The following is a 25732-nucleotide window of genomic DNA, read 5'->3' as shown; positions in this document are numbered from 1 at the left end:
CTGGTGTCGTGTCAGCCGCGGCGTTCGCGCCAGCGGCATTTACCTGGATCATGCTCCCAGGCTGCAAGAACAGTTTGCGCTATAACTATAATCAGGAAGCTTCAAAAGTGCCGGCGATTGTACACCCGCCAAACAGCTATTCTCGCAAAAATGTAGGAGAATAGCTTGACTAATGTAGTAGGCTATTCAGCATTTCCCGTATCCTGTTATTTCCCTACCAAATCCTCACTAAAATCGGCCATCCACCATGAAAATTGCCATACTTGATGATTACCAGGATGCCGTGCGCAGCCTCGATTGTTTCCAGTTACTCGATGGCCATGAGGTCAAAGTGTTCAGCAATACGGCGCGGGGCCTGGGCCAGCTGGCGATCCGTCTGGCGCCGTTCGATGCGCTGGTGCTGATCCGTGAGCGCAGCAGTTTCAACCGGGCCTTGCTGTCGAAACTGCCGAATTTGAAACTGATTTCGCAAACGGGCAAGGTCAGCGGACACATCGATGTACCGGCCGCCACCGAGCTGGGCATTGCCATCGCGGAAGGCATCGGCTCGCCCACGGCGCCGGCCGAACTGACGTGGGCGCTGATCATGGCGGCGCAGCGCAAGATCGTGCCGTACGCGCAACATTTACAGGAAGGGCTGTGGCAAACGTCATCCATCGAGCCGGCGCGCAACACGCTCGGCACGGTATTGAAAGGGCGCACCCTGGCCATCTGGGGCTACGGCAAGATCGGTCAATTGATCGCCGGCTATGGCCGCGCCTTCGGCATGACCATCCTCGTGTGGGGCAGCGAAGCGAGCCGCGCGGCAGCCGTGGCGGCAGGCGATACGGCGGCGACATCGCGCGAGGCCTTCTTTGAGCAGGCTGACGTGCTGAGCTTGCACCTGCGCCTGTCCGACAGGACGCGCGGCCTGGTCACAAACGAGGACCTGGCGCGCATGAAACCGACTTCCCTGTTCGTCAACACCAGCCGCGCCGAACTGGTCGCCGATGGGGCACTGGAAGCGGCACTGCCGCAGGGACGCCCGGGCGCCGCGGCGCTGGACGTGTTCACGGACGAGCCGCTGCCGCCAGGCTCGCCATTGCTGCTGCTGCCGAACGTGCTGGCCACGCCACACCTGGGCTACGTCGAGCGTGACAGCTATGAGCTGTATTTCCGCTACGCCTTGCAAAACATCGTCGATTTTACGCAGGGTCAATGCACGCGCCTGCTCAATCCCGAGGCATTGCAACACGCGCGGCAAGCCCCTCAGGAGCGCTGAAAGCCCTTCAACAAATCGGGCTCGCCCGTGATGCGGATGGCGGGCGCGGGCAACACGTGCCGGCCGCGCCACAGGCCGGCCCAGCCGGGCGGCCAGGCGATGTCCGGCCCACTGTACGGCGCCACGCCGGCGCGCACGGCGACGACCGGCACGGGCGGCATGTCTTGCAAGGGCTCGCCTGGCGTGCGCTGCATGTCCAGGCTGTACATGTAATTAGGCAATAAAGCATCGCAAACGCGGCCAAACCAGTCGCTATGGTCGTCGTCGCGCCCCAGCGCCTGCGCCAGGCCTTGCGGATCGAAACGGGCCAGGGCATCGATCAGCTCGCCAGTGGTGGCGCCGGGCGTATCACCCCAGCCCATCACGGGGTTGACGTTGTAATCGGCGCCCGAGCCGTACCAGCCTTCGCGCCAGGGCCGCTGCATCCAGTCGCGCGGCCCCGCAAACAAATGCCAGCGCCAGTGCAGGCCGGACGGCTTGGGCCAGGAATACAGATACAGTTTTTGATAGCCGGCCTGGTGCAGCTCGCGCACCATGGCCATCAGGCGCGCGTGCGGCATGCGGTCCGGCGGCGCGCGGCGAAACAGGATCGCTTCGCCATCGGCGAATTGCACGTCGTCGGTCGACAGGTTCAGGTCCAGGGTCCGCGCTTCGCTACCGAAACGGGCGGCGATCCAGCCCGTCAGCAAATTGACGGACGTAATCACCCCGTAACCGCGGTGGCGGTGAAAAATGACGGTGCCGGGAGCGAGCGCTTTCATACGGAGTCGGGGTGGCAGGCAAACAAAGAAACCAGTGTACTCACAGATGGCCAAATTTTCCAGATGCGGCGCGGCAGCAGGGCGGCAGGCACGCTGCCCCATCTGCGGCGGCATTCACGCAACGGTGCCAATCCACGCTATCATGCGCGTCATTCTCCACTGACATCGTGACCACATCATGACTTTGCGCATACTCGCCACTGGCGGCACTTTCGACAAACACTACAACGAATTGAACGGTACCCTGGGCTTTTCCGACAGTCATTTGCCGGCAGCGATTGCCCGTGCGCGCATGACGGCGCCCGTGGCGCTGGAGCAACTGCCCCTGCTCGATTCGCTCGACATGCAGGATGCGGACCGCCAGCGCGTGCTGGCCTCGTGCCGCGCGGCACAGGAAAAAGCCATCGTCATCATCCACGGCACCGACACCATGCGCGAAACGGCGCAAGTGCTGGGCGCGGCGAACCTGCAGCAAACGGTGATCTTGACGGGCGCCATGATTCCCTACGAAATCGACAACTCCGATGCCTTGTTCAACCTGGGCTTTGCCTGCGGTGTGGCGCAAACCTTGCCAGCCGGCGTATATGTGGCCATGAATGGCCAGATCTTCGCCTGGGACAATGTGCAAAAGAACCGCGCCGCCGGCGTATTCCAGCCCTTGTAAGCCTTTGGCAGACGGGGCGCGGCAAGCGGACCGGCACACGGTCTGACTGACACTCTGTCACAATTCGACCAGCCCGTTTTAACGGGCTTTTTTTACATTTTTTTACCTTTCATAAATTCTGCAAAGCAATAGTTTTTCTCGAATTATTGTAGGTAAAACATCGAATTGCCAATAGAATAATTTTATGTTGTAAAAAAACACCATTGATCATTTTTAAAAACGACGATATATATAAATATAAAACTGCAATTTAACAGTTAAATTAAATATTCTTCTGTATCCACAATTTATTGCCAAATCCGACACGGTTGAGGTGCATTTTTTCTTGCTGAGACGACATAATGTTTGCCTCGACAAGTAAGAAGTGCATTTATAACAATATTGCGCTAAGTAGTCTTCCACCTCCCCCAGACGTGGTTCCGCCTACCGTACACGCCTCCGCTGGCCATCCATCCGATGGCTTGAGCGGTGCTCGTGTACTGCTTGTCGTTATTAAAACTACTACGGAGTAATTGTTATAATGGCATTTAAAGAAAAAATTGGCGTGCGCAGCGTACGTCTGGCCCTGACCGTCCTGGCAGGTAGTGTCTTGTTCTCTGGCCAATCCATGGCGGACGAAGCAATTCAAAAAGTTGAAATTACCGGTTCGAGTATCAAACGTATCGCCGTCGAAGGCGCACTGCCAGTGCAGCGCCTGACGCAAGAAGCGATCGCCCGTACCGGCGCCACCACCGTGGCTGACCTGGTACAAAGCCTGCCAGCCATGCAAGGTTTCACCATCGGCGCCGTGGCTGCCGGTTCCAACTCGGGCGGCCGCACCAGCGCGTCGATCCATGACATCGGCGAAAGCTACACCCTGGTCCTGTTGAACGGCCGCCGCATCGCGCCACAAGGCTCGGGCACCTCCGTCAACCTGAACGCCATTCCAATGAGCGCGGTTGAGCGCGTCGAAATCCTGACCGACGGCGCTTCGGCACTGTACGGCTCGGACGCTATTGCCGGCGTGATCAACTTCATTCTGAAGAAAAATGTCCAAGGCGGCACTCTGGAAGCCACCTATGGCGGCCCGGAAAATAAAGGCGGCAACGCCTGGAACACCAACGTCACCTACGGCTTCGGCGATCTTGACGAAGACCGTTTCAACGTGCTGGTATCGTACCGCCACGATGAGCAGTCGAAACTGCGCGCAACGGACCGTTCGTTCGCCCGTTCGTCGTTCATTCCTGTCAGCTATGGCGGCAAGAACTACATCTACGACCGTACCAGCACCTCGACCGCGCCAGCGAATGCCACCGTTGCGTTCAACAATAGCGCGACGCAACCGATCATGTTCAATCCGTACCTGGCAGCCAGTGGCCCCCGCAACGATTGCGGTCCGACCAACTACGTCACGGCAACCAATAGCAAGGCTTGCGGTTTCGATGGCGGCTCGACGGTTGAAATCGTTCCAGAATCGAAACGCGACAGCCTGTTCGCCCGCGGTACCTACAAACTGACGGACAACCTGAATGCGTTTGCCGAAGTGGCCCTGTCGCGCTTTGACCTGACGGCACGTATCGCCGCCAACCCGGTACCGATCAGCATCGCCAAGAACAGCGCACTGTACAACCAGTACGTGCGCCCAGGCCTGACACAAGCACAGCATGACGACGTGAAATCCGTTACCGCCAACTACCGCATGGTCGACTGGGGCACCCGCGCCAGCAACACCATCACCGACACCAAGCATTTCGTCGTCGGCGTGGAAGGCGAAGTCGGCGAATGGAACGTGGAATCGGCCCTGACCTGGTCGCAAAACGCGATCGACGAGCGCTACGTGGGCGGCTATGCCAAGAACGCCGACTTCGTCAAGATGCAGAGCAATCCGCAGTTCAACCCATTCTTGCCAGCCGGTAACGCATCGCCAGAACTGCAAAAGCTGATCAACGATTCGCAATTCAACGGTTCGATCCGTACGGCATCGACCACCATGCGCGGTATCGATGCGCACGGCTCGCGCGAACTGTTCACCCTGCCAGGCGGCAAGGCCAATATCGGTATCGGCGGCGACTACCGCGAATACAAGTACGAGCAATCGCCAAGCGCCGGTGCCAGCACCAGCACGATCTACAACTTCAACACCTCGCCACGTTACGACCTGAGCCGCGAGACCTACGGCGTGTTCGCCGAGTTGCTGGCACCTGTCACCAAAACGGTGGAAGTGAGCCTGGCTGGCCGTTACGACACCATCACCAAGATCGACAACGGTGTGGTGAACAAGTCCATCGGTAAAGACCAAAGCGCCAGCACCTACAAAGTGACGGCACGCTGGCAGCCAGTGCAGCAAGTACTGCTGCGCGGTTCGTACGGCACGGGCTTCAAGGCACCGAGCATGCTGGACATCGGCCAGCCGCTGGTCAACAACGGCTTCACGGCAAAACCATGGAACTGCCCGTTCCCAGGCGACGCCATGTGCCGTCCAGCAGCAACCCAGTACAACCAATTGGCTGGTGGTAACGAAAACCTGAAACCGGAAAAATCGAAGCAATACACCGTCGGTTTCCGTATCGAACCTAGCTCGGCATTCTCGTTCGGCGCCGACCTGTGGGACGTGAAGATCACCGACGCGGTCTCGGCCGTCAGCGAAACCCAGGCCTTCGGCAATCCAACGCTGTACAAAGACCTGTTCGGTACCTACATCGAGCCATCGACCGGCCTGCCTTACTTCGCCTTCAAATCGCTGTCGATGAACATCGGCCAGACGCATAACCGCGGTATCGACTGGGACATGACGGCGCGTCATCGCTTTGATTTCGGTAACCTGACGGCCAACCTGAGCGGCACCCACATGCTCAAGGCTGACTACACCGTGCCAGGCACCAAGAATCAGTGGACGACCAACATGAACTACTTCGGCATCACCGATGCAGTCACGTTCCGTAACCTGGTCAAGCTGAACATGAGCCTGGAAACCGGCAAACTGACCAGCACCATGGTTGTCAGCTATCGTAACGGCTACACCGATGCAGCCGCTTCGGTACTGAACGTCGATACCAGGAAACTGGAAACGATCCGTCTGGAAGTTCCTTCGTACACCACCGTCGATCTGCAAGGCCGCTATGCCTTCAACTCGGCTGTGACGCTGCGCGCTGGTATCAAGAACCTGTTTGACCGTGAACCGCCTCTGTCGCTACGCGCTTCGTCGGGCCACCAGGTTGGCTTCGATCCACGCTACGCCGATCCAATGATGCGTTCGTTCTACTTCACCGGTAGCTACAAGTTCTAATTTGATGTCTTAAATTAGATTGTCCTGAAAGCGCCTTACACCTCACCGTGCAAGGCGCTTTTTTTATGTTGCAACATATTGCACAGGCGAAAAAAAAGGAGCCGCAGCTCCTTTTTTTGTAGCAGCATGGCTGCTGTTACGCCGTCGCTTCGCCGCCCAATGCCTCGACCACGTCGGCCATCAGCTTGCTCAATTCGCCCGTCATCAGCATCACGTCGCCGTCGAAACGTTCTTCGTCGTTCTTCGTGCTCGATTCCGTTTCCTTGATCACGTCCAGCGGCTTGACGCTCTTGATGGCCAGCGATTCCGTCAGCACGAACGAAATCTTGTCGTTCCACGTCATCGCCAGGCGCGTGCACTGCTTGCCGGCCGCGATGTGGCGGCGCACGTCGTCCGCTTCCAGGGTGTGGCGCACGTAGCGCACGGTGGCCTTGCTTTCGCCCGTGGCGCGCAATTCCGTATCCATGTCGACCGTGAAGCCGGCAGGCGCATCGTCGGCCTGTAGCCATTCCGTCATCACCGCCACGGGCGAGCGCTGCACGCGCAGGCTTTCCAGCGGCAATTTGTCGACGGCTTTCAACAGCAGCTTGATGACTTCATCGGCCTTTGCCGGACTGGCGGCATCGACCACCAGCCAGCCATTGACGGGGTCGATCCACGTCCAGACGTTGCTGCGGATGCTGAAGGCGCGCGGCAGCAACTCGTCGGCCACGCGCTCCTTCAATTCCTTCATGGCTTTCTTGCCTGGGGCAAAGCCTTGTGCTTCTTCCATCTCGGCAGCGCGGGCCTTGGCCACCTGATTGATGACGGTCGCTGGCAGCAGTTTCTTTTCCGTGCCCAGCAAGATCAGCATCTGCTTGTTGACCACATGGACCAGGCCGCCGTTCGGGCGTGGCGTATCCCAGCCCTGGCGCATCAGATCCATGCTGGTCGCCGGCGTAAATTTGTTCGAGGACAAGGCCTCTTCCAGTTGTTCTGGCGTATAGGCCCATGGTGCGGGCAGGCGGTAAATCTGAAGATTCTTGAACCACATAGTTTTTGTCTTCCGTTTGTTTCAGTAGTGCCAGGGGAACGCCATTCTACACTTTCGACACGGGAATGCCGTCAAAAGCGCGGACTGGCGCGGTGTTGTTGATGCATGGGGAATGCCGCTACAGGGCGGGAAACAGCTCCGCCTGGGCCGGCGCCTGCCGCGTCACGATGGCCGGATCGGACAAGGTCGAGATACGCACGCCCAGCAGGCGGATTTTCTTTTCAAATGGCACGCGCCGCAAGCAATCGCGGCTGGCGCGCAGGATGGCGGCCGCGTCCGCCGTGGCGCTGGGCAAGGTGATGTCGCGCGTGACGGTGCTGAAATCCTCGAAGCGCAGCTTGATGCCCACCGTGCGCCCCGCCAGCGACTGCTTGTCGAGGTCACCGGCCACGCGCGTGCACAGGCTTTCCAGCTTTTCCGACAGGGTGGCGCGGTCGCGCACCACCTGCAAGTCGCGCTCGAACGTCGTTTCGCGGCTGACGGACTTGGTTTCCCGGCTCGTCTGCACAGGCCGGTCATCGATGCCCAGCGCCGCCTGGCGCAGCCAGCCCGTGTACAAGTCGCCAAACTGCGTGCGCAGCATGGCCATGTCGGCCCGTGCCAGCTCGCCGATGGTGACTATGCCCAGGGCCTCCAGCTTGGCTGTCGCCTTCGGGCCGATGCCATTGATTTTTTTCGCCGGCAAGGGCCACACGCGCGCTTCGATATCCTCGGGCTGCAAAATGGTGAGCCCGTCCGGTTTTTCCAGATCGGAACAGATTTTCGCCAGCAACTTGTTGGGCGCCAGGCCGATCGAGCACGACAGGCCCGTCGCCTCGAACACGGCCGCCTTCAGGCGCGCCGCCATGGCCGGCGCCTGCTCGCCATACTCCGTCAGGTCGACATAGATTTCATCGATGCCCACGTTCTGGATGATGGGGCACAGCTGGGCCACGGCCTGCTTGAAGCGCGCCGAATACTCGCGGTAAGCCTCGAAGTCGGCCGGCAACAGGATGCTGTCGGGCGCCAGCTTGGCCGCCTTCATGATGCCCATGGCGGAAAACACGCCAAACGCGCGCGCCGCATAGGTCGACGTGGTAACGACGCCGCGCCCCACATAATCGCGCATGCGCGCAAACTGCCGCGTGCCGTCTTCCTGCAGCACGGGCTGCTGCAAGCGCCCGCCGCCGATGACGACGGCTTCGCCGCGCAGTTCCGGATATTTTAATAGTTCCACGGAGGCAAAGAAGGCATCCATGTCCAGGTGGGCAATCCAGCGGCGGGTTTCAGGCAATGTAAGGGCAGATGTGGTCAAGGGCACCTCGCGGCGGGATGCTGTCGAATACTGTAGTTATATACAGTATCGCTGGAAATGTCCGTGGATGCAAGTTGAAACGCACAAGCACGGCGGTTGCTTTTCTCAATAGCAAGATTACAATCCTGACACAACTATGAAAGGGAATCGCCTTGTCCATCGCCCATCACGCTTCGCGCCGCCGGTCCGCCTGGTTATCCATCCTGCCGGCCCTGCTGCTGTCCACACTGGCGCCATCCGCGCTGGCCGACACCAGCCCCCTCGCCACCGCGCCTGTCGCCGCCAGGACGGCGTGGCAGGAAACGCGCCACGGCACGGTCGTCACGGACGACTACCGCTGGCTGCAAAAGAAAACCGATCCTGCCGTGATCGATTACCTGAATGCGGAAAACGCCTACACGGCCGCCGTCACGGCCCCGATCCAGCCGCTGGCCGACAAGGTGACTGCGGAGGTCAAGGGCCGCATGCAGGAAGTGGACCTGTCCGTGCCTGCGCGCCAGGGCAATTTCTACTATTACACGCGCACGGAAGCGGGCAAACAATATCCGATTCACTGCCGCCGCCCCGTCGGCACGAACGGCGCCTACGATGCGCAGGCGGCTGAGGAAATCTTGCTGGACCAGAATCAATTGGCCGAAGGCCAGAAGTTCTTTGCCGTGCGCGCATTCAGCATCAGCCCGAATGAACAGTTGCTGGCCTACACCACCGACACGACGGGTTTCCGCCAGTACGAGCTGCATGTCAAGGACTTGAAGACGGGCAAGTTGCTGGGCGATACCATGCCTCGAGTCACGTCCCTGGCCTGGGCGGCGGACAATGCCACCCTGATGCTGACGCAGGAAGACGCCACCACCAAGCGCGCGGACCGATTGTTCCGCCTGCCGCTGGGCGGCACCTTGCAGCAGGTCTACCACGAGCCAGTGGAACAGTTCGCCATCGGCGTGAGCCGCACGCGCGACCATCGCTACTTTGTGCTCACCGCGCGCAGCACGGATACGAGCGAAGTGCTGCTGCTGCCAACGAGCACGCCGCAAGGCACCTTTCAATCCGTGCTGAAACGTGAAAAAGGCCACCGCTACGGCATCGAGCACCGCGATGGCCAGCTGTATATTCTGACCAACAAGGAGGCGAAGAATTTCCGTGTCGTCAGCGCGCCGCTGTCCGCGCCGCAGCCGAAGAACTGGAAGACCGTCGTGCCGCACAACAAGGATGCCGTGATCCAGTCCATCGACGTCTTCCAGGGCTACCTGGTGGTGATGGAAAAGGCCCGTGCCCTGAACCGCGCGCGCATCCTTGATTTCGCGCATAAAAACTGGAAAACGGTGCAGTTCGACGACCCCGTCTACCTGGCGACCTCCGTCGGTACGCCGGAATTTTCCTCCACGCAATTTCGCATGTCCTACCAGTCGCCCGTCACGCCGCCCACCATCATCGACGTCAGCATGCAAGACGGCAAGCGCACGGTGCTGAAGCAGCAGGAAATCGTCGGCGGCTTTGACGGCAGCCGCTACACCACGCAGCGCCTGTGGGTGAAGGCGCGCGATGGCGTGCAAGTACCGCTGTGGATCGTCTACAAGAAAGGCGTCAAGCTCGACGGTTCCGCGCCGCTGCTGCTGTACTCGTATGGTTCGTATGGCATTTCCACGGAAGCCAGTTTTGCCATCAGCCGCATCAGCCTGCTGGACCGTGGCGTCATCTATGCGCAGGCGCATATCCGCGGCGGCACCGACATGGGCGAAGCCTGGCATGAAGACGGCATGCTGATGAAGAAGAAAAACACCTTCAATGACTTCATCGACAGCGCCGACTACCTGGTGCGCGAAAAATGGACCAGCCCGAACCGCCTGATCATCCAGGGCGGCAGCGCGGGCGGCTTGCTGATGGGCGCCGTCGTCAACATGCGCCCGGACCTGTTCCACGCCGTGCACGCGGCCGTGCCGTTCGTCGACGTGATGAACACCATGATGGACGCCAGCCTGCCGCTGACGACGGGCGAGTACCTGGAATGGGGCGACCCGAACCAGAAGGCGGCCTACGACTACATGCTCAGCTACTCGCCGTACGACAACATTGCGCGCAAGAATTACCCCGCCATGCTGGTGACCACGGGCCTCAACGACAGCCAGGTCATGTACTGGGAACCGGCCAAGTATGTGGCCAAGCTGCGCGCGTACAAAACGGATGGCAATCCCCTGCTGCTGAAAACGAATATGGGCGCCGGCCACGGCGGCGCCTCTGGCCGCTATAACGCCATCGCCGAGAATGCGTTCAATATGGCGTGGATGCTGTCGCAATGGGGTATTACAGAGTAAAGTGAAAAAAAGCGCTTGCAGAAGGATTTCGCCCGTCCTATAATAGCGCCTCTTCCAGACGTGGTGACAAACGTCGGGATGGTTTTCTGAGACAAGCAACGGGTGCTTAGCTCAGTTGGTAGAGCGGCGCCCTTACAAGGCGTAGGTCGGGAGTTCGAGCCTCTCAGCACCCACCAAATCAGAAAACTGTCCAGTGCTTCATGGATCAGCAATACAGATCATACGAGCTTGGAGTGGTAGTTCAGTTGGTTAGAATACCGGCCTGTCACGTCGGGGGTCGCGGGTTCGAGTCCCGTCCGCTCCGCCAATAAAAGAAAAGCCCTTTGGTTCCCAGAACCGAAGGGCTTTTCCCATTTCAGAAGCAGAAAAAACGCCAGCCCTCCCTCGCCCCGAATATTTTTGCGTTTTTCAGCAAAAAAATGCTTTTATCCCATAAGAATAGTTGCACAAGGGGGAAAGCGCCCCCTATAATAGTGCCTCTTCCAGACGTGGTGACAAACGTCGGGATAGTTTTCTGGGTATGCGGGTGCTTAGCTCAGTTGGTAGAGCGGCGCCCTTACAAGGCGTAGGTCGGGAGTTCGAGCCTCTCAGCACCCACCACCAAACAGAAAATTATCCAGTGCTTCATGGATCAGCAACACAGATCATACGAGCTTGGAGTGGTAGTTCAGTTGGTTAGAATACCGGCCTGTCACGTCGGGGGTCGCGGGTTCGAGTCCCGTCCGCTCCGCCAATAAAAGAAAAGCCCTTTGGTTCCCGGAACCGAAGGGCTTTTCCCATTCTGGGACCGCAAATGCTCTAGAATCAGCGCTCCTGCTGACTCTGCCGCTCCTGCCTCGATGCGCTTGCCCCGTAGTACTCATCCCTATATCGCTCTGCGGCTGCGCCTGGCCCATCATGCTTTGCTGCAATTTGCCGCCAGCCTGACCAGTTCCATGGAAATCTTCTTTTTCCTGGCCGGCCCCGTCTTGCTGGGCTTGCTCAGCGTCATCGCCTTGCCCGGTTTTCTCGCCGTGGGCCTGCCCTGGCCCGCCGCCCTTGCCCTGCTGGGCGGGCAAGCCTTGCTCACATGCCTGCCCGCCTGGCTGTTGCGCAAGCGATTGTTGCCGGCCCCCCTCGCCGCCTGGCTGCGCCAGCTGCCCTTGCCGCGCCGCCTGCGCTGGCAAGCGGATGTCGCCGTGGCCGGCCTGCTGATGCTGCCGCTGGGAATCGCCTATGCCGTCTCGGCCAGCATCTGGCTGGCGCAATCGCCTCCCTGGCTGCGCCCGATTGCCGCGCCCGGCATGGCCGCCACCCTTATCGTCTGGCTGCTGGCCTGGCTGTTGACAACGCTCATCGTGGCGCAGCGCCTGCGCGCGCCGCGGCCCGCAGCAAAGGCGCGCCCGCCAACGATGACCGCGTATGTGCCGCAACGGCCCCGCTGGCGCACCGGGTTCCTGTGGCGCCAGCTGTTCTGGCTGCCGTTCTGGCGCAATGACAATGTGATCGGCCTGCAGCAAAGCGTGCTGCTGGCCACGGCTGGCGCCAGCATGCTGGCCTGGCTGCTGCGCGCACCGCTCGTGCCTGCGCCACTGCTCGGTTTGCTGGCCAGCGCCAGCCTGGTCATTCTGACGGACCGGGGCGACAAGGCCGTGCGCGAGCAGATCGCCGTGCTGCGCCCCACGCTGAACGCCTGGCCCATGGCCAGCACGGCCTTGACGCGCCTGACCTGCACGGCCAGCCTGCTGCCGCCGTTTGCCGTGCTACTGGCAGGCGCCGTCTTGCTGTACGCCACCGATCCCGCCGCCTTGCGGCAGCGCGTCACCAGCGTGTACGCCATCACCGCCAGCCTGGCCCTGCTGGCCATCGTCGGCCTGCCCCGCCTCACGGCGCGTGGCCGAGTCGCCCTCGTCGTCCTGTCCATCCTTGCCTTGAGCGCCATCGGAAGCGAATTATGGAATTGAACCTGTCGTCCCCCACCCTGCAGATCGAACACCTCGATTTCCACTTCCCCACGCACAGCGTCTTCCAGGGCTGCAATCTGCAATTCGGCCCCGGCATCACCTGGCTGCGCGGCGCGAACGGGGCCGGCAAGACGACCTTGCTGAAGCTGGCAGGCGGCGCCCTGCTGCCCGCGCGCGGCGCCATCCGCCTGGACGGTATCGACAGCGGCTTCATGCCGCTGGCCTACCGCGCGCAAGCGTTCTATTGCGGCGGCGACGCCCCCGCCCTGCCCTGGCTGCAAGTGCACGAATTTCTCGACCTGCACCTGGCCCTGTATCCGGGCAGCGACCAGTCCCTGCTGAACGACGAGCTGAGCGCGTTTGCCATGACGTCGACCTTGCAGCAAAGCATCAACGCCCTGTCCCTGGGCCAGCATAAAAAACTGCAACTGGCGCTGGCCCTGGCCTTGCCCGTGCGCCTGCTGCTGATCGATGAACCGTTCAACGGCCTCGATGCGGCGGCCATGCTGCACCTGCGCGCGCGCCTGGCCGATCCCGCCCGTCTGGCGCGCCAGTGCATCGTGCTGACCAGCCACCTGGCGCCGGACGTGCCGCTGGCGGCCACGGTGGAAATATAGACAGGAAATACAGCTTTGCAGATCGACCAAGGACAGCTTACGATGCCGTGTTGCAAAATCCGGCGATCCCGGTGCAGCCATTACCCATAACACGACGCGCTTATTCACCGCGCCAGGCTTATTCTTGGAGATTACTATGTTGAACACCCACCGCAGCGCCCTGGCGATTTTGTGCGCCGCCTTCGCCGCCTCGGCCATCGCGGCCGGTCCGACAGGCACGCCCGCCGACTATGGCAGCAGCGCCCCGCACGCCGCCGCCCAGCGCAGCATCGACCTGCAGCCCGACACGCGCCACATCAACGTCACGCACGGCGAAACCGTCACCATCGCGCGCGCCGGCCAGCGTTTTACGTGGCACGTGCAAACCTTCAACAACAAGACCGTCTTCGCCCTGGCCGAGATCGCGCCGAAGGACATGCCCGTCGATGGGATTCAAGTGTATGTGGCCGGCAATCCCCTGTACGCGGGTAGCTGATTTCCTGCGCCCATAAAAAAACCGGAACCACCTTGCGGCGTTCCGGTTTTTCTTGATACGGCTAATAGTTACGCCGTCAGCGCTTCCTTGGCGGCAGACTCTTCGACCACTTCCTCGTCATCCGAGCGGATCAGGTGGTCAAAGGCGGACAAAGCTGCCTTGGCGCCTTCGCCGGTGGCGATGATGATCTGCTTGTACGGCACCGTGGTGACGTCGCCGGCCGCAAACACGCCGGGGACCGAGGTCTGGCCGCGTGCATCGACTTCGATTTCGCCGTGGCGCGACAACGCTACCGTGCCCTTCAGCCATTCCGTGTTCGGCACCAGGCCGATTTGCACGAAGACGCCTTCCAGCTCGACCTTTTTCGACTCGCCGCTGACCCGGTCCGTGTAGCTCAGGCCATTGACGATCTTGCCGTCGCCGTGGATTTCGGTGGTTTGCGCCGACGTGATCACGGTCACGTTAGGCAAGCTGTGCAGCTTGCGTTGCAGCACCGCATCGGCGCGCAGTTCCGCGCCGAACTCGATCAGGGTCACGTGCTTCACCAGGCCGGCCAGGTCGATCGCCGCTTCCACGCCCGAGTTGCCGCCGCCGATCACGGCCACGCGCTTGCCCTTGAACAGCGGACCATCGCAGTGCGGGCAGTAGGCGACACCGTGGTTGCGGTATTCCTTCTCGCCCGGCACGTTGATTTCGCGCCAGCGGGCACCGGTGGCCAGGATGACGGTCTTGGCTTTCAAGATGGCGCCATTGGCCGTTTCAATCTGCACCAACTTGCCTGGCGTCAATTTCGCGGCGCGCTGGGTGTTCATGATGTCGACTTCGTATTCCTTGACGTGCTGTTCCAGCGCCATGGCGAACTTCGGACCATCCGTTTCCTTGACCGAAATAAAATTCTCGATGGCAAGGGTGTCGAGCACCTGGCCGCCGAAACGCTCGGCCAGCACGCCCGTCTTGATGCCTTTGCGGGCCGCGTAGATGGCCGCTGCCGCGCCGGCAGGGCCGCCGCCGACGATCAGTACATCAAAGACGTCTTTCTTGTTCAGCGCTTCCGCCTGGCGTGCACCGGCGTTGGTGTCGAGCTTGGCGAGGATTTCCTCGACATTCGTGCGTCCCTGGCCAAAGTGTTCGCCATTCAGGAACATCATCGGCACGGCCATGATCTGGCGCGCTTCCACTTCTTTCGGGAACACGCCGCCATCGATGGTGGTGACCTTGATGCGCGGGTTGATCACGGCCATGGCATTCAATGCCTGCACCACTTCCGGGCAGTTATGGCAGGAGAGCGAAATAAACGTTTCAAACTCGTAATCGCCGTCGAGGTTGCGGATCTGCTCGATCACGGCGTCGTCGAACTTGATGGTGTGGCCGCCCACTTGCAGCAGCGCCAGCACCAGCGAGGTAAATTCGTGGCCCAGCGGCACACCGGCGAAACGCACGCCGATGTCGGAGCCGGTACGGTTGATGCTGAACGACGGGGCCCGTACGCCAGCGTCAAGGCGCTCGACCAGCGTGATCTTGTCGCTCAACAGGACTATCTCCTGGAGCAATTCCTTCATCTCGCGGGCTTTTGCGCTGTCATCGAGAGAGGCGACCAGCTCAAGCGGATACACCACTTTTTCCAGGTAGGATTTCAGTTGGGTTTTGAGGGTTGCATCTAACATGATTTTTTCTTCCTTTACAAATATTTAGGCGAATGCCGGGCCGGACGCCCGGTCCGGCATCGCGGTAACTACTTGTTTGCTACGTGCTGCATCGAGACTTAGATCTTGCCAACCAGGTCCAGCGATGGGGTCAGGGTTGCTGCGCCTTCCGTCCATTTGGCTGGGCAAACTTCGCCTGGGTGAGCGGCAACGTATTGAGCTGCCTTAACTTTGCGCAACAGTTCCGATGCGTCACGGCCGATGCCGTTGTCATGCACTTCCAGTACTTTGATGAAACCGTCCGGGTTGATGACGAAGGTACCGCGCAGTGCCATGCCTTCTTCTTCGATCATGACTTCGAAGTTGCGCGACAGGGTACCCGTTGGGTCGCCGATCAGTGCGTATTGCACTTTCTTGATCGCGTCCGAGGTGTCGTGCCATGCTTTGTGCGCGAAATGCGAATCGGTCGAGATGCCGTAGACATCGACGCCCAGCTTCTGGAATTCAGCGTGGTGATCGGCCAGATCTTCCAGTTCGGTTGGGCAAACGAAGGTGAAGTCGGCTGGGTAGAACACGAATACCGACCACTTGCCTTTCAGCGACGCTTCCGTCAGGTCGACGAATTTGCCATTGTGGAATGCGGTTGCCTTGAATGGTTTAACTTGGGTATTGATGAGCGACATAGTCATTTCCTCTCGTGTGGTGAATCAGTAAGACCCTAGTGTAAGGGGTTTTATTCCATATGCAAAATTGATTGTCACAATAGTTTCAATTAGTTTTAGCTATCACGACGCCATGGGAACTCCATGATAGGCAGTTCCCACGGGATTGGATAGCGGTGACAGTGGATACCCCTGCCGCCGCCAGGTGTTTAGTTCTTCAGTTCGTCCGGTACCTTGCCGCCGTTTTCCGCCAGCTTGATCATCACCTGGCGGTGCAGCCAGATATTCATGCTGGCCGAATCATTGGTGTCACCCGTGAAATGCAGCTCTTGCGCCAGTTCCTTGCGCGAAGCCAGGCTGCTGTCGAGTTGAAGCAGTTTCATCAGGTCGACGATGGACGTGCGCCAATTGAGTTTTTCCGCGTTCTTGCTGGCCAGGTCGACCAGCACCACTTCCACGTCCACCACGGGCACGGCAGCCGCTGGCGCAGCAGGTGCAGGTGCGGCCGCCGGTGCTGCGGCAGGTGCTGTCGTGGCGGCGGCCGGCGTGGCTGCCGGGGCAGCGTCGGACGAATGGTGGAAGATCTTGTTGTAGATATTGCTGAAAATGCCCATGAGGTCACCTCGAGTTGAGTGAATGGAAGAAATATTGCCTGCGCACCCGGTGTAGGTACCGGTGACAGCAAAGCCAGGCGCAGGCGCCAGCCCGTCGAGTATAAGCCCGTTCAAGCCGGGAGCCCTGTCCCGCAGGCTTGCGTCAGATCTGGTGGCCGGCGACGCCTGTTTCAAGGGTGCAAGGGCCGCTGCGCATGCAGCAGGGCATCGAACGCTTCGATGGTCAGCGGCGGCGCAAACAGCTCGCCTTGCGCAAAATCGCAGCCGATCTCCAGCAGCCGCGCGCGCTGCTCTTCGGTCTCCACCCCTTCGGCAATGACCTGCAAACCCAGCTTGTGGGCCATGGTGACGATGGCTTCGCACAGCACCAGTTCGCTGGCACCGGGCGCCAGCTTGCGCACCAGCACGCCATCGAGCTTCAGGTAATCGATGCCGCACTGCTGCAGCTGCGTCAGCGAGGCATGGCCGCTGCCGAAGTCGTCGAGGGCGATCTGCAGGCCCGCTTCGCGCAAATGCTGCAGGCGGGGCGCCATGCTATTGCCGCTAGGTAAAAGTACATCTTCGCGCATGTCGAGCACGATGGCCGAGGCCGGCACATCGAGCGCCATCAGCTGGCGCAGCCAGGTGCCGGGCGCCTCCAATTCGCGCTGCAGCTCCAGCGGCGACTGGTTCAGGCACAGTTGCAGCCCCGGCAAACCGATGGCATGGCCCTGCGCGCGCCAGTGCAGCAGTTGCGCGGCCGCCGTGTGCAGCACCCAGTCGCCGATCTCCACGATCAGGCCGCTGCTTTCGGCCAGCGCCAGGAAATCCGGCGGGCAGACCACACCCCGCTGCGGATGGTGCCAGCGCAGCAAGGCTTCCGCCTTGGCAAGCTTACCGCTATGCAGCTCGACGATGGGCTGGTAATACAGCTGCATCTGCTGTTCGCGCAGGGCCGTGCGCAAATCCGCCCCCATGCGCATGCGGTTGACGGCCGCCACCTGCATGGCAGGCGTAAAGTAACTGTAGCGGTTGCGCCCCGCCCCTTTCGACACATACATGGCCTGGTCCGCCTGCTTGAGCAAGTCCTCGATCGTGCCCGCGTCGTCCGGATACAGGGTGATGCCGATCGAGGCCGAGACGAACGCCTGCTCCTGTCCCAGCAGAAACGGCGCCAGCAAGCCGTCGAGTATCTGCCGCGCGATGCGGTCAACTTGCTGCAGATCATCAAGGTCGGACAGGATTACCGTGAATTCATCGCCACCCAGGCGCGCTACAGTATCCGTCTCGCGCACGCCCACGCGGATGCGCCGCGCCGCCTCGATCAGCAAGATATCGCCCTGGTGGTGGCCCAGCGTGTCGTTGACTTCCTTGAAGTGGTCGAGGTCGATGAACAGGATGGCCACGCGGCTCGCATCGCGCCGCCCCTGGGCCAGCGCCTGGCGCAGGCGTTCGTGGAACATGCGCCGGTTCGGCAATTGCGTCAGGGTATCGAAATTGGCTTGCTGCCAGATCAGCGCTTCCGTTTGCCGCTTGTCCGTCACGTCTTCCAGCATGCACAGGTGGTGCGGGCCGCCGTGACGCGCCGTGGCGATGGCCGTCACCGACGCGTCGACCCACACCACGCCGCCATCGGGCCGCACGATGCGCTTGGCATGGCGAAAGCCCTGCAGACTGCGCGCCAGCAACTGCGCCACCTGCTCTTGCTCGCCGGCCACATCGTCGGGATGGCTGATCTCCATCCAGCTCGTTTGCTTCATGTGTTCCAGGCTGCGCCCGCTGATGGCCAGGTAGCGCGGATTGATGTCGAGAAACTGTCCGCTCACGGTATCGATCAGGGCGATGCCCATGGGCGCTTCCTCGAACATGGTGCGAAAGCGCAATTCTCCCTGGCGGATGGTGTCCTCCGTGCGGCGGCGCTCGCGCGCCAGGTTGTTGAAGTGAAAGGCGGCCGACACGGCCAGCAAGCTGCCCGCCAGGCCCAGCGACAGGTACAGCCAGCCCAGGTCGGCGCCTGGCACGGCACGGTACAAAAACCCCTTGTAGACGCGGCTGTCCGTGGCATTGCGCGGCAGCACGCCCATGCTGGCATACGTGTCGGCGATGTGCTGCCAGCGCTGGGGATTCATGTAGCCAAGCTCCACCAGCACGGGCTGCAGCAGCAATTCCATCTGCTGCGCCTCGTACAGCAGGTGCGCGCGGTCGTGGCGCTGGCTGTACTTGGCAAGGATCACGCGCGCCATTTCCTCGCGGTGCGCCATCGCATATTGCCAGCCGCGCAAGCTGGCCGCGCGGAACGCTTTGACACGCTCGGGATGGCGGCGCATTTCGTGCTCGCTGGTAAACAAGTTGTCGCCGTAGAAATCGATGCCGGCCGTGCGCGGCGTAAACTGGTAATAGGAAAAGCCCGCCCGGTCCAGGTAATCCGGTTCGTTGGTGGAATATGCGGCAATCGCATCGACCTTGCCATCGATCAAATCCTCGATACGGTAGCTGGGCGGCAAGTGGCGCATCTGTTGCGGCGCGACGCCCATTTTCGCCAGGAACAGCGACACTTCATCGGCTGCAAGCGCCACGTCGGTGGCCGCACCGATCATGACGGGCGCCCCCACCAGCTTGCGCACGTCGGGCGCGCCGCCATGCTGGCGCATCAGCAGCACGCTGGGCGAATGCTGGAACACCACGGCCAGCACCACCACGGGCTTGCCCGCCAGCCGGCTGAGCAACAAGGTGCTGTTGCCCACGCCATACTCGGCCTGGCCCGCCAGCACGGCCGCCTCGGCCAGCCGTCCGCCACCGCCTTCGACCAGCTTGACCTCCAGCCCCGCCTCGCGGTAATAGCCTTGCTCGATGGCCGCATAATAGCCGGCAAACTGGAACTGGTGTGTGAAATTGAGTTGCAGGGTAACGGGTTCCAGCGCCCGGGCTGGTGTGGCCAGGCACAGCAGCAGGAGGAAAAAGCCGCGCCAGCCGTGCGCCAGCCTGCCGGCGAGCGGCAAGACAAAGCGGAAAGCGTCGGGGGCTTTCATCGGCATGGCGGAACACCACAGGAAGCTGCCGAGCTGGCAGGGGTAAGGCTATTGTAGCCGCCCCTTTTGCTGATGGATAATTATTTCAGTGAGGACAATAGCGTTGATGTTTTTGGCAAACAATTTCGCGTTTGTTTGCGCTAGAACACGACGCCGGCCACCAAAATCACGTTGGCGTACGGACTGCACTCGCCCGTGCGCACGATGGCGCGCGCGCCCTTGCTCAATTGCTTGAACTCGTCGTGCGTCACCTGGCGCGCATCGGGCAAAGCCAGGGCCGCCACCTGCGCCGCCATGGCCGGATTATGCTGCGGCAACTCGCTGGCGAGCAAATGGTATTCCACCTGCATTTCGCTTAATACCGTGTTGACGGTATCGATGAAGCCGGGGATGCCGCGCGTCAGGGCCAGGTCGATCAGGGGCACGCCCGGTTGCGACGGCAAGCCCGCGTCGCCGATGACGAGCATGTCGCCATGGCCCAGCGACGCGATCAGTTGCGACAGTGCGATATTGAGCAGCGGTGATTTTTTCATGGGCGTGGTGTCGTTAGAACAGCTCGTGCAAGTGGGGGATCGACGTTTGCGCGCCGGGCTTGGTGACGCTCCAGGCAGCCGCGCGCTGGCCTTGCTGGATGGCTTCCGCCTCGTCCATGCCGGATGCCAGGCCTGCCACAAAGCCGCCGATGAAGGTGTCGCCGGCGGCCGTCGTGTCGACGGCTTTCACCACTTCGGCGGGGAAGGTGAAGTCGCCGCCGTACAGGGCCGCGTGCACGCCCTTGGAACCCAGGGTGATGATGACGTTGTCGCTGCCCAGCTTTTGCAGCGCCGCGGCCAGCGCCTTGGCATCCGCGCCTTCCGGGCTGACGCCGGCCAGCATGGCCGCTTCGATTTCATTCGGAATCAGGTAGTCAACCAGTTCCAGCACGCCTTCCGGCAGGCTGGCGGCCGGGGCCGGGTTCAGCACCACGGTCTTGCCCAGCGAACGGGCCAGCTTGATCGCGTGCACGACGGTAGCCATCGGCGTTTCCAGCTGCAGCACGACAATATCCGCCTGTTCGATCAAGCCTTGCGCCGCGTCAATGTGCGCAGGGCTGAGCAGATCGTTGGCGCCGCCGGCGATCACGATGCTGTTCTGGCCGTTGTCGTCCACCAGGATGGAAGCGATGCCGGACGCCACGCCCGGCAAGGTCGTGACGTGGCTGTCGATGATGCCGTCGCCAACGAGCGCCGCGCGCAGGGTCGCGCCGAACGCGTCGTCGCCCACGCAGCCGATCATGGCCACTTGCTGGGCACCGGCCACCTTGCCGCTCAGGCGCGCGCAGGCGACGGCCTGGTTGGCGCCCTTGCCGCCAGGAATGGTTCGAAAGGCGCCGCCCGTCAGGGTTTCGCCGGGGAGGGGCATGCGCGGCACGCGCAAGACCAGGTCCATATTGATGCTGCCGATAACCACGATCATGATGTCATTCCCATCAGTTCAGTTGCAGGTGAAGAAGTAGGTGCGGAAGAAGGTACAGCGGCAGCCACGCTGGAGCCGCGCACGTGCAGTGCGGGCGCAATGCTGCGCTGCTGGCGCGGCAGGGCGGGGTCGGCAATGCGCGCCAGCAGGCAGGCGGCCGTGATGCGGCCCAGCTCGCGCGTATTTTGCGCCACGCTGGTCAAGGCCGGATGCACGAAGCTGGCCAGGTCGATATCGTCGAAGCCGACGACGGCCAGTTCGCCCGGCACGGCAATCCCGCGCTCGGCGGCGGCGCGCAAGGCGCCGAAGGCCATCAAGTCATTGCAGCAGAACAAGGCGTCGGGGCGCTGGCCTGGCGGCAGCGCCAGCAAGTCCAGCGTGGCCGCATAGCCGCCCGCGCTCGTGAAATCGCCATGGCGGCACAGGGCGTCGGCCAGAGCCACGCCCGCCTCCGCCATGGTGCCGCGCATGCCGGCTATGCGTTCATTCGAGATGCTCACTTCGCGGGGACCGGCGATGCAGGCGAGGCGCCGGCGTCCCAGCTCCAGCAGATGGCGCGCGGCAAGGGCACCGCCGGCGCGGTTGTCGACGGCCACGGCATCGATGGACAGGTCGCTGGGCGCGCGGTCCAGCAGCACGGCCGGCACCTTCATCTTGCGCAGCAATTCGCCATCGCTGTCGGCAAGCGCGGACAGAATCAGGCCGTCGCAGCGCTTGGTCAGCAGCACGTTCAGATAGTCGCGCTGCTTGACGGGGTCGTCATCGGAATTGCACAGGATCACGCTGTAGCCGGCCGCGTAGCAACTGTCCTCGATGCCGCGCGCCACTTCCGAGAAATACGGGTTCGTATTATTCGGAATGATCAGGCCGATAGTGCCCGTGCTGCGGCTGCGCAAGGAACGCGCCAGCGCGCTGGGCACGTAATGCAATTGCTCCGCCGCCGCCAGCACGGCGCGGCGCGCCTCGTCGCTGACTGGGCGGGTATTGTTGAGGACGTGCGAGACGGTGGTAAACGACACCCCCGCCGCCTGCGCCACTTGTTTGATGGTTGCCATGGGCGATGTGGCGCTTAGGCGCGTTCGCCGCGGCGGCGGTAGGTGTCGAGCACCACGGCCGCGACGATCACCAGGCCCGTGACGATGCGTTTCACGGGTTCGGACACGCCCACTTGCGCCAGGCCCGCTTCCAGCACGGAAATGATCAATACGCCGATAAAGGTGCTGATGACGGAACCGCGCCCACCCATCAGGCTCGTGCCGCCGATCACGACGGCGGCGATCACTTGCAATTCCATGCCTACGCCGCCGTTCGGGTCGGCCGCTTCCAGGCGCGACACCTGGAACAGCGCGCCCACGCCGGCGAGAAAGCCCATCAAGGCAAACACCAGTACTTTCGACGGCTTCGTATTGATGCCGGACAAACGCACGGCTTCTTCATTCGTGCCGATGCCGATCCAGTGGCGTCCCAGCACCGTGCGAGTGAGCACCAGGTGGCCGATGACAACGATGGCGATCGAGGCGATGAAAGCGGGCGACAGGCCGAAGGCGATCGGCGAACTGATGCCGTCAACGGCGCTGCCGATGTATTCCGTGCGCGAGTTCGTCACTTGGTACGCGAGGCCCCGTGCCATTTCCAGCACGCCCAGGGACACGATGAACGAGGGAATGCGCCAGCCGACGGAAATCAGGCCCGTGGTGGCGCCGCACAGGGCCGCGACGAACATGCCCAGCAGGGCCGCGCTCCACACGGGCCAGCCCCAATGCACGACGGCCAGCGACAGCACGGAAGCGGCCAGGGCCATCACGGAACCGACCGATAAATCGATGCCGCCGATGATCAGCACGAACGTCATGCCGACAGCCATCACCACCAGGGTCGGGATGTTGTTCGACAGGGTGCTCAAGGTCGCCAGGGTAAAGAAGTTTTCGCTGGCAAACGAGAACAGCACGCACATGGCGACCAGGGCGCCGATCAGGCCCGCATAGTTTTTCAGGTCGGCCAGGCTGCGCTGCAGATACGAAGGAGAGGAATTGGTGGTCATGGGAATCTTTCCGGCGATCAGGCCGCAGCTGGAGTGGAAGTGGGGGTCAAATAGCCGGAGAAGGCGGCCGACAGCAGGGCGTCCTGGCTCCAGGCGCCGCGCTCGAAGGTGTCGACGATGCTGCCCGCGCTCATGACGGCGATGCGGTCGCAAATCAGCATCAGTTCGCGCAAGTCGCTCGAAACGATGACGAGGCCCTTGCCCTGGCGCGCCTGTTCGGCCAGCACCTGATAAATATCAAACTTGGCGCCGATATCGATGCCGCGCGTGGGCTCGTCGAACAGCATCACGGGGCAGTCGCGGTACAGCCAGCGGGCGATCACCACCTTTTGCTGGTTGCCGCCGGACAGCTCGGCCACCGTTTGCGCGCTGTTGCGCGAGCGGATGCCCAGGCGTTGGATGTAGTCGTCGGCCACCGACGCTTCGGCCGTATCGTTGAGCCAGCCGGCGCCGCTGACGGTATCGAGCGACGCGAGGGTCGTGTTGACGGCAATCGACTGGCGCAGCAACAAGCCCTGGCCCTTGCGGTCTTCCGTGATCATGGCGATGCCGGCTTTCACTGCTGCCTGCGGCGAGTGCAAGGCGGCGGGCGTCGCGCTGTCGCCGAGGAACACCTCGCCCGCGTCGGCGCGGTCGGCGCCAAAGATCAGGCGCAGCAATTCCGTGCGGCCCGAGCCGATCAGGCCGGCGATGCCGAGGATTTCGCCGGCGCGCAAGTCAAACGAGGTCGGGTTGACGACCTTGCCGCGCGCCAGGCCGCGTACGCGCAGCAGCGGCGCGCCGATGGTGCGCCCGCTCAGGTCGACGGCATCGTCGGCCGAGCGGCCCACCATCAGGCTGACCAGGTCGGCGGCGGAGTGGCCCGCGATATCGTCGTCGCACACGAGCTGGCCGTCGCGCAGCACGGCGATGCGGTCGGCCACGCGCTTGAGTTCTTCCAGGCGGTGGGAAATATAGATGATGCACACGCCTTCGGCTTTCAGGCGTTCGATTTGCAGGAACAGCAATTCCACTTCGCGGTGCGTCAGCATGGCCGTCGGCTCGTCGAGCACCAGCAGGCGGCAGGCGCCGATCAGATTGCGCGCGATCTCGATCATCTGCTGGTGGCCGATGCCCAGTTCGCCGACCAAAGTCCACGGGTCGAGGCCGCCCAGGCCCACTTTCTCCATCTGTTCGCGCGCGTCGCGCTCCAGGCGCGTACGGTCGATGAAACCGAAACGCTGCGGCAGGTTTTTCAGGTACAGGTTTTCCGCGATCGACAGGGTGGGAATCAGATTGAGTTCCTGCATCACCATGCGGATGCCCAGCGCTTCGGCGGCGCCGCGCGAGGCGGGCTGGTAAGGCTTGCCGTCAAGCAGCATCGTGCCCGTGGTGGCTTGCTCCAGGCCGCAGATGATCTTCGACAGCGTGCTCTTGCCCGCGCCGTTCTCTCCCGTCAGCGCCAGCACCTGGCCAGGGGCGAAGCGCAGGCCCACGCCACCGAGGACGGGGCCGACATAGGACTTGCCAATGTTGTCGAGCGTTAACAAGGGGATGGCGGCTGGCGCCGGTGAAATGTCGGTGGGCATGATAAAACTCCGCGGTAGTGGCGGCGGGGCCGGCGCCGCCTACTCGGTGAGTACGCAGGCGCCGGCCCCGGCGGGATCAAACGATCAGGACTTGGCGCCCTTGGCGACCAGTTCGACCTTGGTTTCGATGACGCCACCAAGCTCGGCCTGTTTCTTCTTCTGCGCCAGGGCTTTCAGCACGGTCTCGATGCCGAACACGGCTTGCTGCGAACCGAACTGGTCGGCGGTAGCCAGCACGCGGCCATCGGCCAGCATCGGCTTGATGGCGTTGATGTTGTCGTAGCCGACGACGAGCACTTTGCCCGTCTTGCCGGCCGCCTTGATGGCGGAAATGGCGCCGATGGCCATGTTGTCGTTACCGCACAGCAAAGCCTTGATATTCGGATTGGCGTTCAGCATGGCGGCCGCCACCGTGTTGGCCGGGGCAATTTCCCACTGGCCCGACTGCACGCTGACGACCTTGGCGCCTGCCGCGTTCATGGCGTCCTGGAAGCCCAGGGTACGCTGCTGCGCGTTGTAGGTGGTGGACACGCCTTCGATGATGCCGACGGGGTCGCCCTTCTTGATCTGCTGGGCCAGGTAATCGCCGACCACCTTGGCGCCCTTGCGGTTGTCCGGGCCGACGAATGGCACGGAAATGCCCTTCTCTTTCAGGGCGCCCGCGTCGAGCTTGTTGTCGATATTGACGACGATGATGCCCGCGTCGATGGCTTTTTTCAGCACCGGCACCAGCGCCTTCGAGTCGGCCGGCGCGATCACCAGCGCATTGACGCGCGAAACGATCATTTGCTCGACCAGCTTGATCTGGCTCGACGTATCCGTTTCATCCTTGATGCCGTTCGACAGCAAGTCGTACTTGGCGGCATTGGCCTTCTGATGCGCCTTGGCGCCATTTTCCATGGTCAGGAAAAATTCATTGGCGAGCGACTTCATCACCAATGCCACCTTTGGTTTGGCTGGCGTCTGCGCCATCGCCGGCACGGCGGGCAAGGCACACACGAGGACAGCGGCGGCAATCATTTTCAGGCGAATACGGGATGTCATGAGCGTCTCCAGAGTTGTTGGTCAAGCACGTGTACTGCATGCTTTTTAGGAAATTCGTTGCGCGCAAACGTT

The 25732-nt window shown here is 61.9% G+C and carries 20 protein-coding genes and 4 tRNA genes; 11 read left to right on the top strand and 13 right to left on the bottom strand.

What is annotated here, in order from left to right; genetic code table 11:
- Positions 1–247 precede the first annotated feature (247 nt).
- On the top strand, positions 248–1261 hold the full coding sequence (locus BLT98_RS27080) for a D-2-hydroxyacid dehydrogenase family protein (protein WP_092613258.1): 1014 nt from the start codon (positions 248–250) through the stop codon (positions 1259–1261).
- On the opposite strand, the gene BLT98_RS27075 is transcribed toward BLT98_RS27080, so the two are convergent.
- The gene (locus BLT98_RS27075) at positions 1249–2022 is read right to left on the bottom strand and encodes an L-asparaginase (protein ID WP_092613255.1); all 774 of its coding nucleotides are present in this window, start codon (positions 2020–2022) and stop codon (positions 1249–1251) included. The two genes, BLT98_RS27080 and BLT98_RS27075, sit on opposite strands and share 13 nt — an antisense overlap.
- A 178-nt stretch (positions 2023–2200) precedes the next feature.
- Here BLT98_RS27075 and BLT98_RS27070 point away from each other — a divergent pair, with 178 nt between their 5' ends.
- On the top strand, positions 2201–2686 hold the full coding sequence (locus tag BLT98_RS27070; RefSeq protein WP_034781194.1) for an asparaginase domain-containing protein: 486 nt from the start codon (positions 2201–2203) through the stop codon (positions 2684–2686).
- A 607-nt stretch (positions 2687–3293) separates the two neighbouring features.
- On the top strand, positions 3294–5951 hold the full coding sequence (locus BLT98_RS27065) for a TonB-dependent receptor (RefSeq protein WP_244517741.1): 2658 nt from the start codon (positions 3294–3296) through the stop codon (positions 5949–5951).
- A 136-nt stretch (positions 5952–6087) separates the two neighbouring features.
- Here the strand turns inward: BLT98_RS27065 and BLT98_RS27060 are convergent, their stop codons facing one another.
- Together BLT98_RS27060 and dinB are read right to left on the bottom strand one after the other, a co-directional pair.
- Positions 6088–6984 carry a recombination-associated protein RdgC gene (locus BLT98_RS27060; protein ID WP_034754435.1) on the bottom strand — a complete coding sequence of 299 codons (897 nt, stop codon included), beginning with the start codon at positions 6982–6984 and terminating at the stop codon, positions 6088–6090.
- A gap of 118 nt (positions 6985–7102) precedes the next feature.
- Positions 7103–8257 carry a DNA polymerase IV gene (gene dinB / locus BLT98_RS27055; protein ID WP_092613249.1) on the bottom strand — a complete coding sequence of 385 codons (1155 nt, stop codon included), beginning with the start codon at positions 8255–8257 and terminating at the stop codon, positions 7103–7105.
- 173 nt (positions 8258–8430) lie between these two features.
- Here dinB and BLT98_RS27050 point away from each other — a divergent pair, with 173 nt between their 5' ends.
- The 8 genes from BLT98_RS27050 to BLT98_RS27015 all read left to right on the top strand — a co-directional run bounded on the left by BLT98_RS27050 (position 8431) and on the right by BLT98_RS27015 (position 13625).
- Positions 8431–10590, top strand: coding sequence for a S9 family peptidase (locus tag BLT98_RS27050; RefSeq protein WP_092613245.1), 2160 nt, complete (start codon positions 8431–8433; stop codon positions 10588–10590).
- Positions 10591–10690: 100 nt separating this feature from the next.
- Positions 10691–10766 (top strand) — tRNA-Val (locus tag BLT98_RS27045).
- A 54-nt stretch (positions 10767–10820) separates the two neighbouring features.
- Positions 10821–10897, top strand: a tRNA-Asp gene (locus tag BLT98_RS27040).
- Between the two features lie 217 nt (positions 10898–11114).
- Positions 11115–11190: transfer RNA gene (locus BLT98_RS27035), tRNA-Val, on the top strand.
- A gap of 56 nt (positions 11191–11246) precedes the next feature.
- Positions 11247–11323: transfer RNA gene (locus BLT98_RS27030), tRNA-Asp, on the top strand.
- Positions 11324–11435: 112 nt separating this feature from the next.
- Positions 11436–12533, top strand: coding sequence for a hypothetical protein (locus BLT98_RS27025; RefSeq protein ID WP_244517739.1), 1098 nt, complete (start codon positions 11436–11438; stop codon positions 12531–12533).
- Positions 12524–13150: an ATP-binding cassette domain-containing protein gene (locus BLT98_RS27020; RefSeq protein ID WP_070280137.1), complete on the top strand. Its 627-nt coding sequence runs from the start codon at positions 12524–12526 to the stop codon at positions 13148–13150. The genes BLT98_RS27025 and BLT98_RS27020 overlap by 10 nt, the downstream gene beginning before the upstream one ends.
- A gap of 136 nt (positions 13151–13286) precedes the next feature.
- Positions 13287–13625: a CzcE family metal-binding protein gene (locus BLT98_RS27015; RefSeq protein ID WP_070280138.1), complete on the top strand. Its 339-nt coding sequence runs from the start codon at positions 13287–13289 to the stop codon at positions 13623–13625.
- Positions 13626–13693: 68 nt separating this feature from the next.
- Here BLT98_RS27015 and ahpF read toward each other — a convergent pair whose 3' ends face one another.
- The 10 genes from ahpF to BLT98_RS26965 form a co-directional block, all read right to left on the bottom strand.
- Complete coding sequence (gene ahpF, locus BLT98_RS27010; protein ID WP_092613242.1) at positions 13694–15289, bottom strand: alkyl hydroperoxide reductase subunit F; 1596 nt, start codon at positions 15287–15289, stop codon at positions 13694–13696.
- Positions 15290–15387: 98 nt separating this feature from the next.
- Complete coding sequence (gene ahpC / locus BLT98_RS27005) at positions 15388–15951, bottom strand: alkyl hydroperoxide reductase subunit C (protein WP_034780873.1); 564 nt, start codon at positions 15949–15951, stop codon at positions 15388–15390.
- 188 nt (positions 15952–16139) lie between these two features.
- Complete coding sequence (locus BLT98_RS27000; protein WP_034780875.1) at positions 16140–16544, bottom strand: DUF3597 domain-containing protein; 405 nt, start codon at positions 16542–16544, stop codon at positions 16140–16142.
- A gap of 170 nt (positions 16545–16714) precedes the next feature.
- Positions 16715–19558 carry an EAL domain-containing protein gene (locus tag BLT98_RS26995; RefSeq protein ID WP_244517737.1) on the bottom strand — a complete coding sequence of 948 codons (2844 nt, stop codon included), beginning with the start codon at positions 19556–19558 and terminating at the stop codon, positions 16715–16717.
- 134 nt (positions 19559–19692) lie between these two features.
- Positions 19693–20085 (bottom strand): D-ribose pyranase, encoded by a 393-nt coding sequence (gene rbsD / locus BLT98_RS26990; protein WP_034780878.1) that lies wholly within the window; start codon positions 20083–20085, stop codon positions 19693–19695.
- 13 nt (positions 20086–20098) lie between these two features.
- Positions 20099–21007 carry a ribokinase gene (gene rbsK / locus BLT98_RS26985; protein ID WP_092613236.1) on the bottom strand — a complete coding sequence of 303 codons (909 nt, stop codon included), beginning with the start codon at positions 21005–21007 and terminating at the stop codon, positions 20099–20101.
- On the bottom strand, positions 21004–22062 hold the full coding sequence (locus BLT98_RS26980) for a LacI family DNA-binding transcriptional regulator (RefSeq protein ID WP_092613234.1): 1059 nt from the start codon (positions 22060–22062) through the stop codon (positions 21004–21006). The genes rbsK and BLT98_RS26980 overlap by 4 nt, the downstream gene beginning before the upstream one ends.
- Before the next feature lie 14 nt (positions 22063–22076).
- Complete coding sequence (locus BLT98_RS26975; RefSeq protein ID WP_034780885.1) at positions 22077–23048, bottom strand: ABC transporter permease; 972 nt, start codon at positions 23046–23048, stop codon at positions 22077–22079.
- 17 nt (positions 23049–23065) lie between these two features.
- Entirely contained in the window at positions 23066–24616 is a 1551-nt protein-coding gene (locus BLT98_RS26970) for a sugar ABC transporter ATP-binding protein (protein WP_092613231.1), read from the bottom strand.
- 84 nt (positions 24617–24700) lie between these two features.
- Positions 24701–25636: a sugar ABC transporter substrate-binding protein gene (locus BLT98_RS26965; protein ID WP_225317250.1), complete on the bottom strand. Its 936-nt coding sequence runs from the start codon at positions 25634–25636 to the stop codon at positions 24701–24703.
- Between the last annotated feature and the right edge of the window lie 96 nt (positions 25637–25732).

Origin of the sequence: Janthinobacterium sp. YR213 (assembly GCF_900099875.1) — a bacterium.
GTDB lineage: Bacteria > Pseudomonadota > Gammaproteobacteria > Burkholderiales > Burkholderiaceae_D > Janthinobacterium > Janthinobacterium lividum.
The sequence above is the reverse complement of the archived record's forward strand: the minus strand, read 5'-3'. Positions and strand labels throughout refer to the sequence as shown.

Bases quoted from the DNA above. Each gene is read 5' to 3' on its own strand.
- BLT98_RS27015 (WP_070280138.1), top strand. From the start codon at position 13,287: ATGTTGAACACCCACCGCAGCGCCCTGGCGATTTTGTGCGCCGCCTTC.
- BLT98_RS26965 (WP_225317250.1), bottom strand. From the start codon at position 25,636: ATGATTGCCGCCGCTGTCCTCGTGTGTGCCTTGCCCGCCGTGCCGGCG.
- ahpF (WP_092613242.1), bottom strand. From the start codon at position 15,289: ATGTTAGATGCAACCCTCAAAACCCAACTGAAATCCTACCTGGAAAAA.
- BLT98_RS27080 (WP_092613258.1), top strand. From the start codon at position 248: ATGAAAATTGCCATACTTGATGATTACCAGGATGCCGTGCGCAGCCTC.
- BLT98_RS26995 (WP_244517737.1), bottom strand. From the start codon at position 19,558: ATGCCGATGAAAGCCCCCGACGCTTTCCGCTTTGTCTTGCCGCTCGCC.
- rbsD (WP_034780878.1), bottom strand. From the start codon at position 20,085: ATGAAAAAATCACCGCTGCTCAATATCGCACTGTCGCAACTGATCGCG.
- BLT98_RS27065 (WP_244517741.1), top strand. From the start codon at position 3,294: ATGGCGGACGAAGCAATTCAAAAAGTTGAAATTACCGGTTCGAGTATC.
- BLT98_RS27075 (WP_092613255.1), bottom strand. From the start codon at position 2,022: ATGAAAGCGCTCGCTCCCGGCACCGTCATTTTTCACCGCCACCGCGGT.
- BLT98_RS26970 (WP_092613231.1), bottom strand. From the start codon at position 24,616: ATGCCCACCGACATTTCACCGGCGCCAGCCGCCATCCCCTTGTTAACG.
- ahpC (WP_034780873.1), bottom strand. From the start codon at position 15,951: ATGTCGCTCATCAATACCCAAGTTAAACCATTCAAGGCAACCGCATTC.
- BLT98_RS27070 (WP_034781194.1), top strand. From the start codon at position 2,201: ATGACTTTGCGCATACTCGCCACTGGCGGCACTTTCGACAAACACTAC.
- BLT98_RS27020 (WP_070280137.1), top strand. From the start codon at position 12,524: ATGGAATTGAACCTGTCGTCCCCCACCCTGCAGATCGAACACCTCGAT.
- BLT98_RS26980 (WP_092613234.1), bottom strand. From the start codon at position 22,062: ATGGCAACCATCAAACAAGTGGCGCAGGCGGCGGGGGTGTCGTTTACC.
- BLT98_RS27060 (WP_034754435.1), bottom strand. From the start codon at position 6,984: ATGTGGTTCAAGAATCTTCAGATTTACCGCCTGCCCGCACCATGGGCC.
- BLT98_RS26975 (WP_034780885.1), bottom strand. From the start codon at position 23,048: ATGACCACCAATTCCTCTCCTTCGTATCTGCAGCGCAGCCTGGCCGAC.
- rbsK (WP_092613236.1), bottom strand. From the start codon at position 21,007: ATGATCGTGGTTATCGGCAGCATCAATATGGACCTGGTCTTGCGCGTG.
- BLT98_RS27000 (WP_034780875.1), bottom strand. From the start codon at position 16,544: ATGGGCATTTTCAGCAATATCTACAACAAGATCTTCCACCATTCGTCC.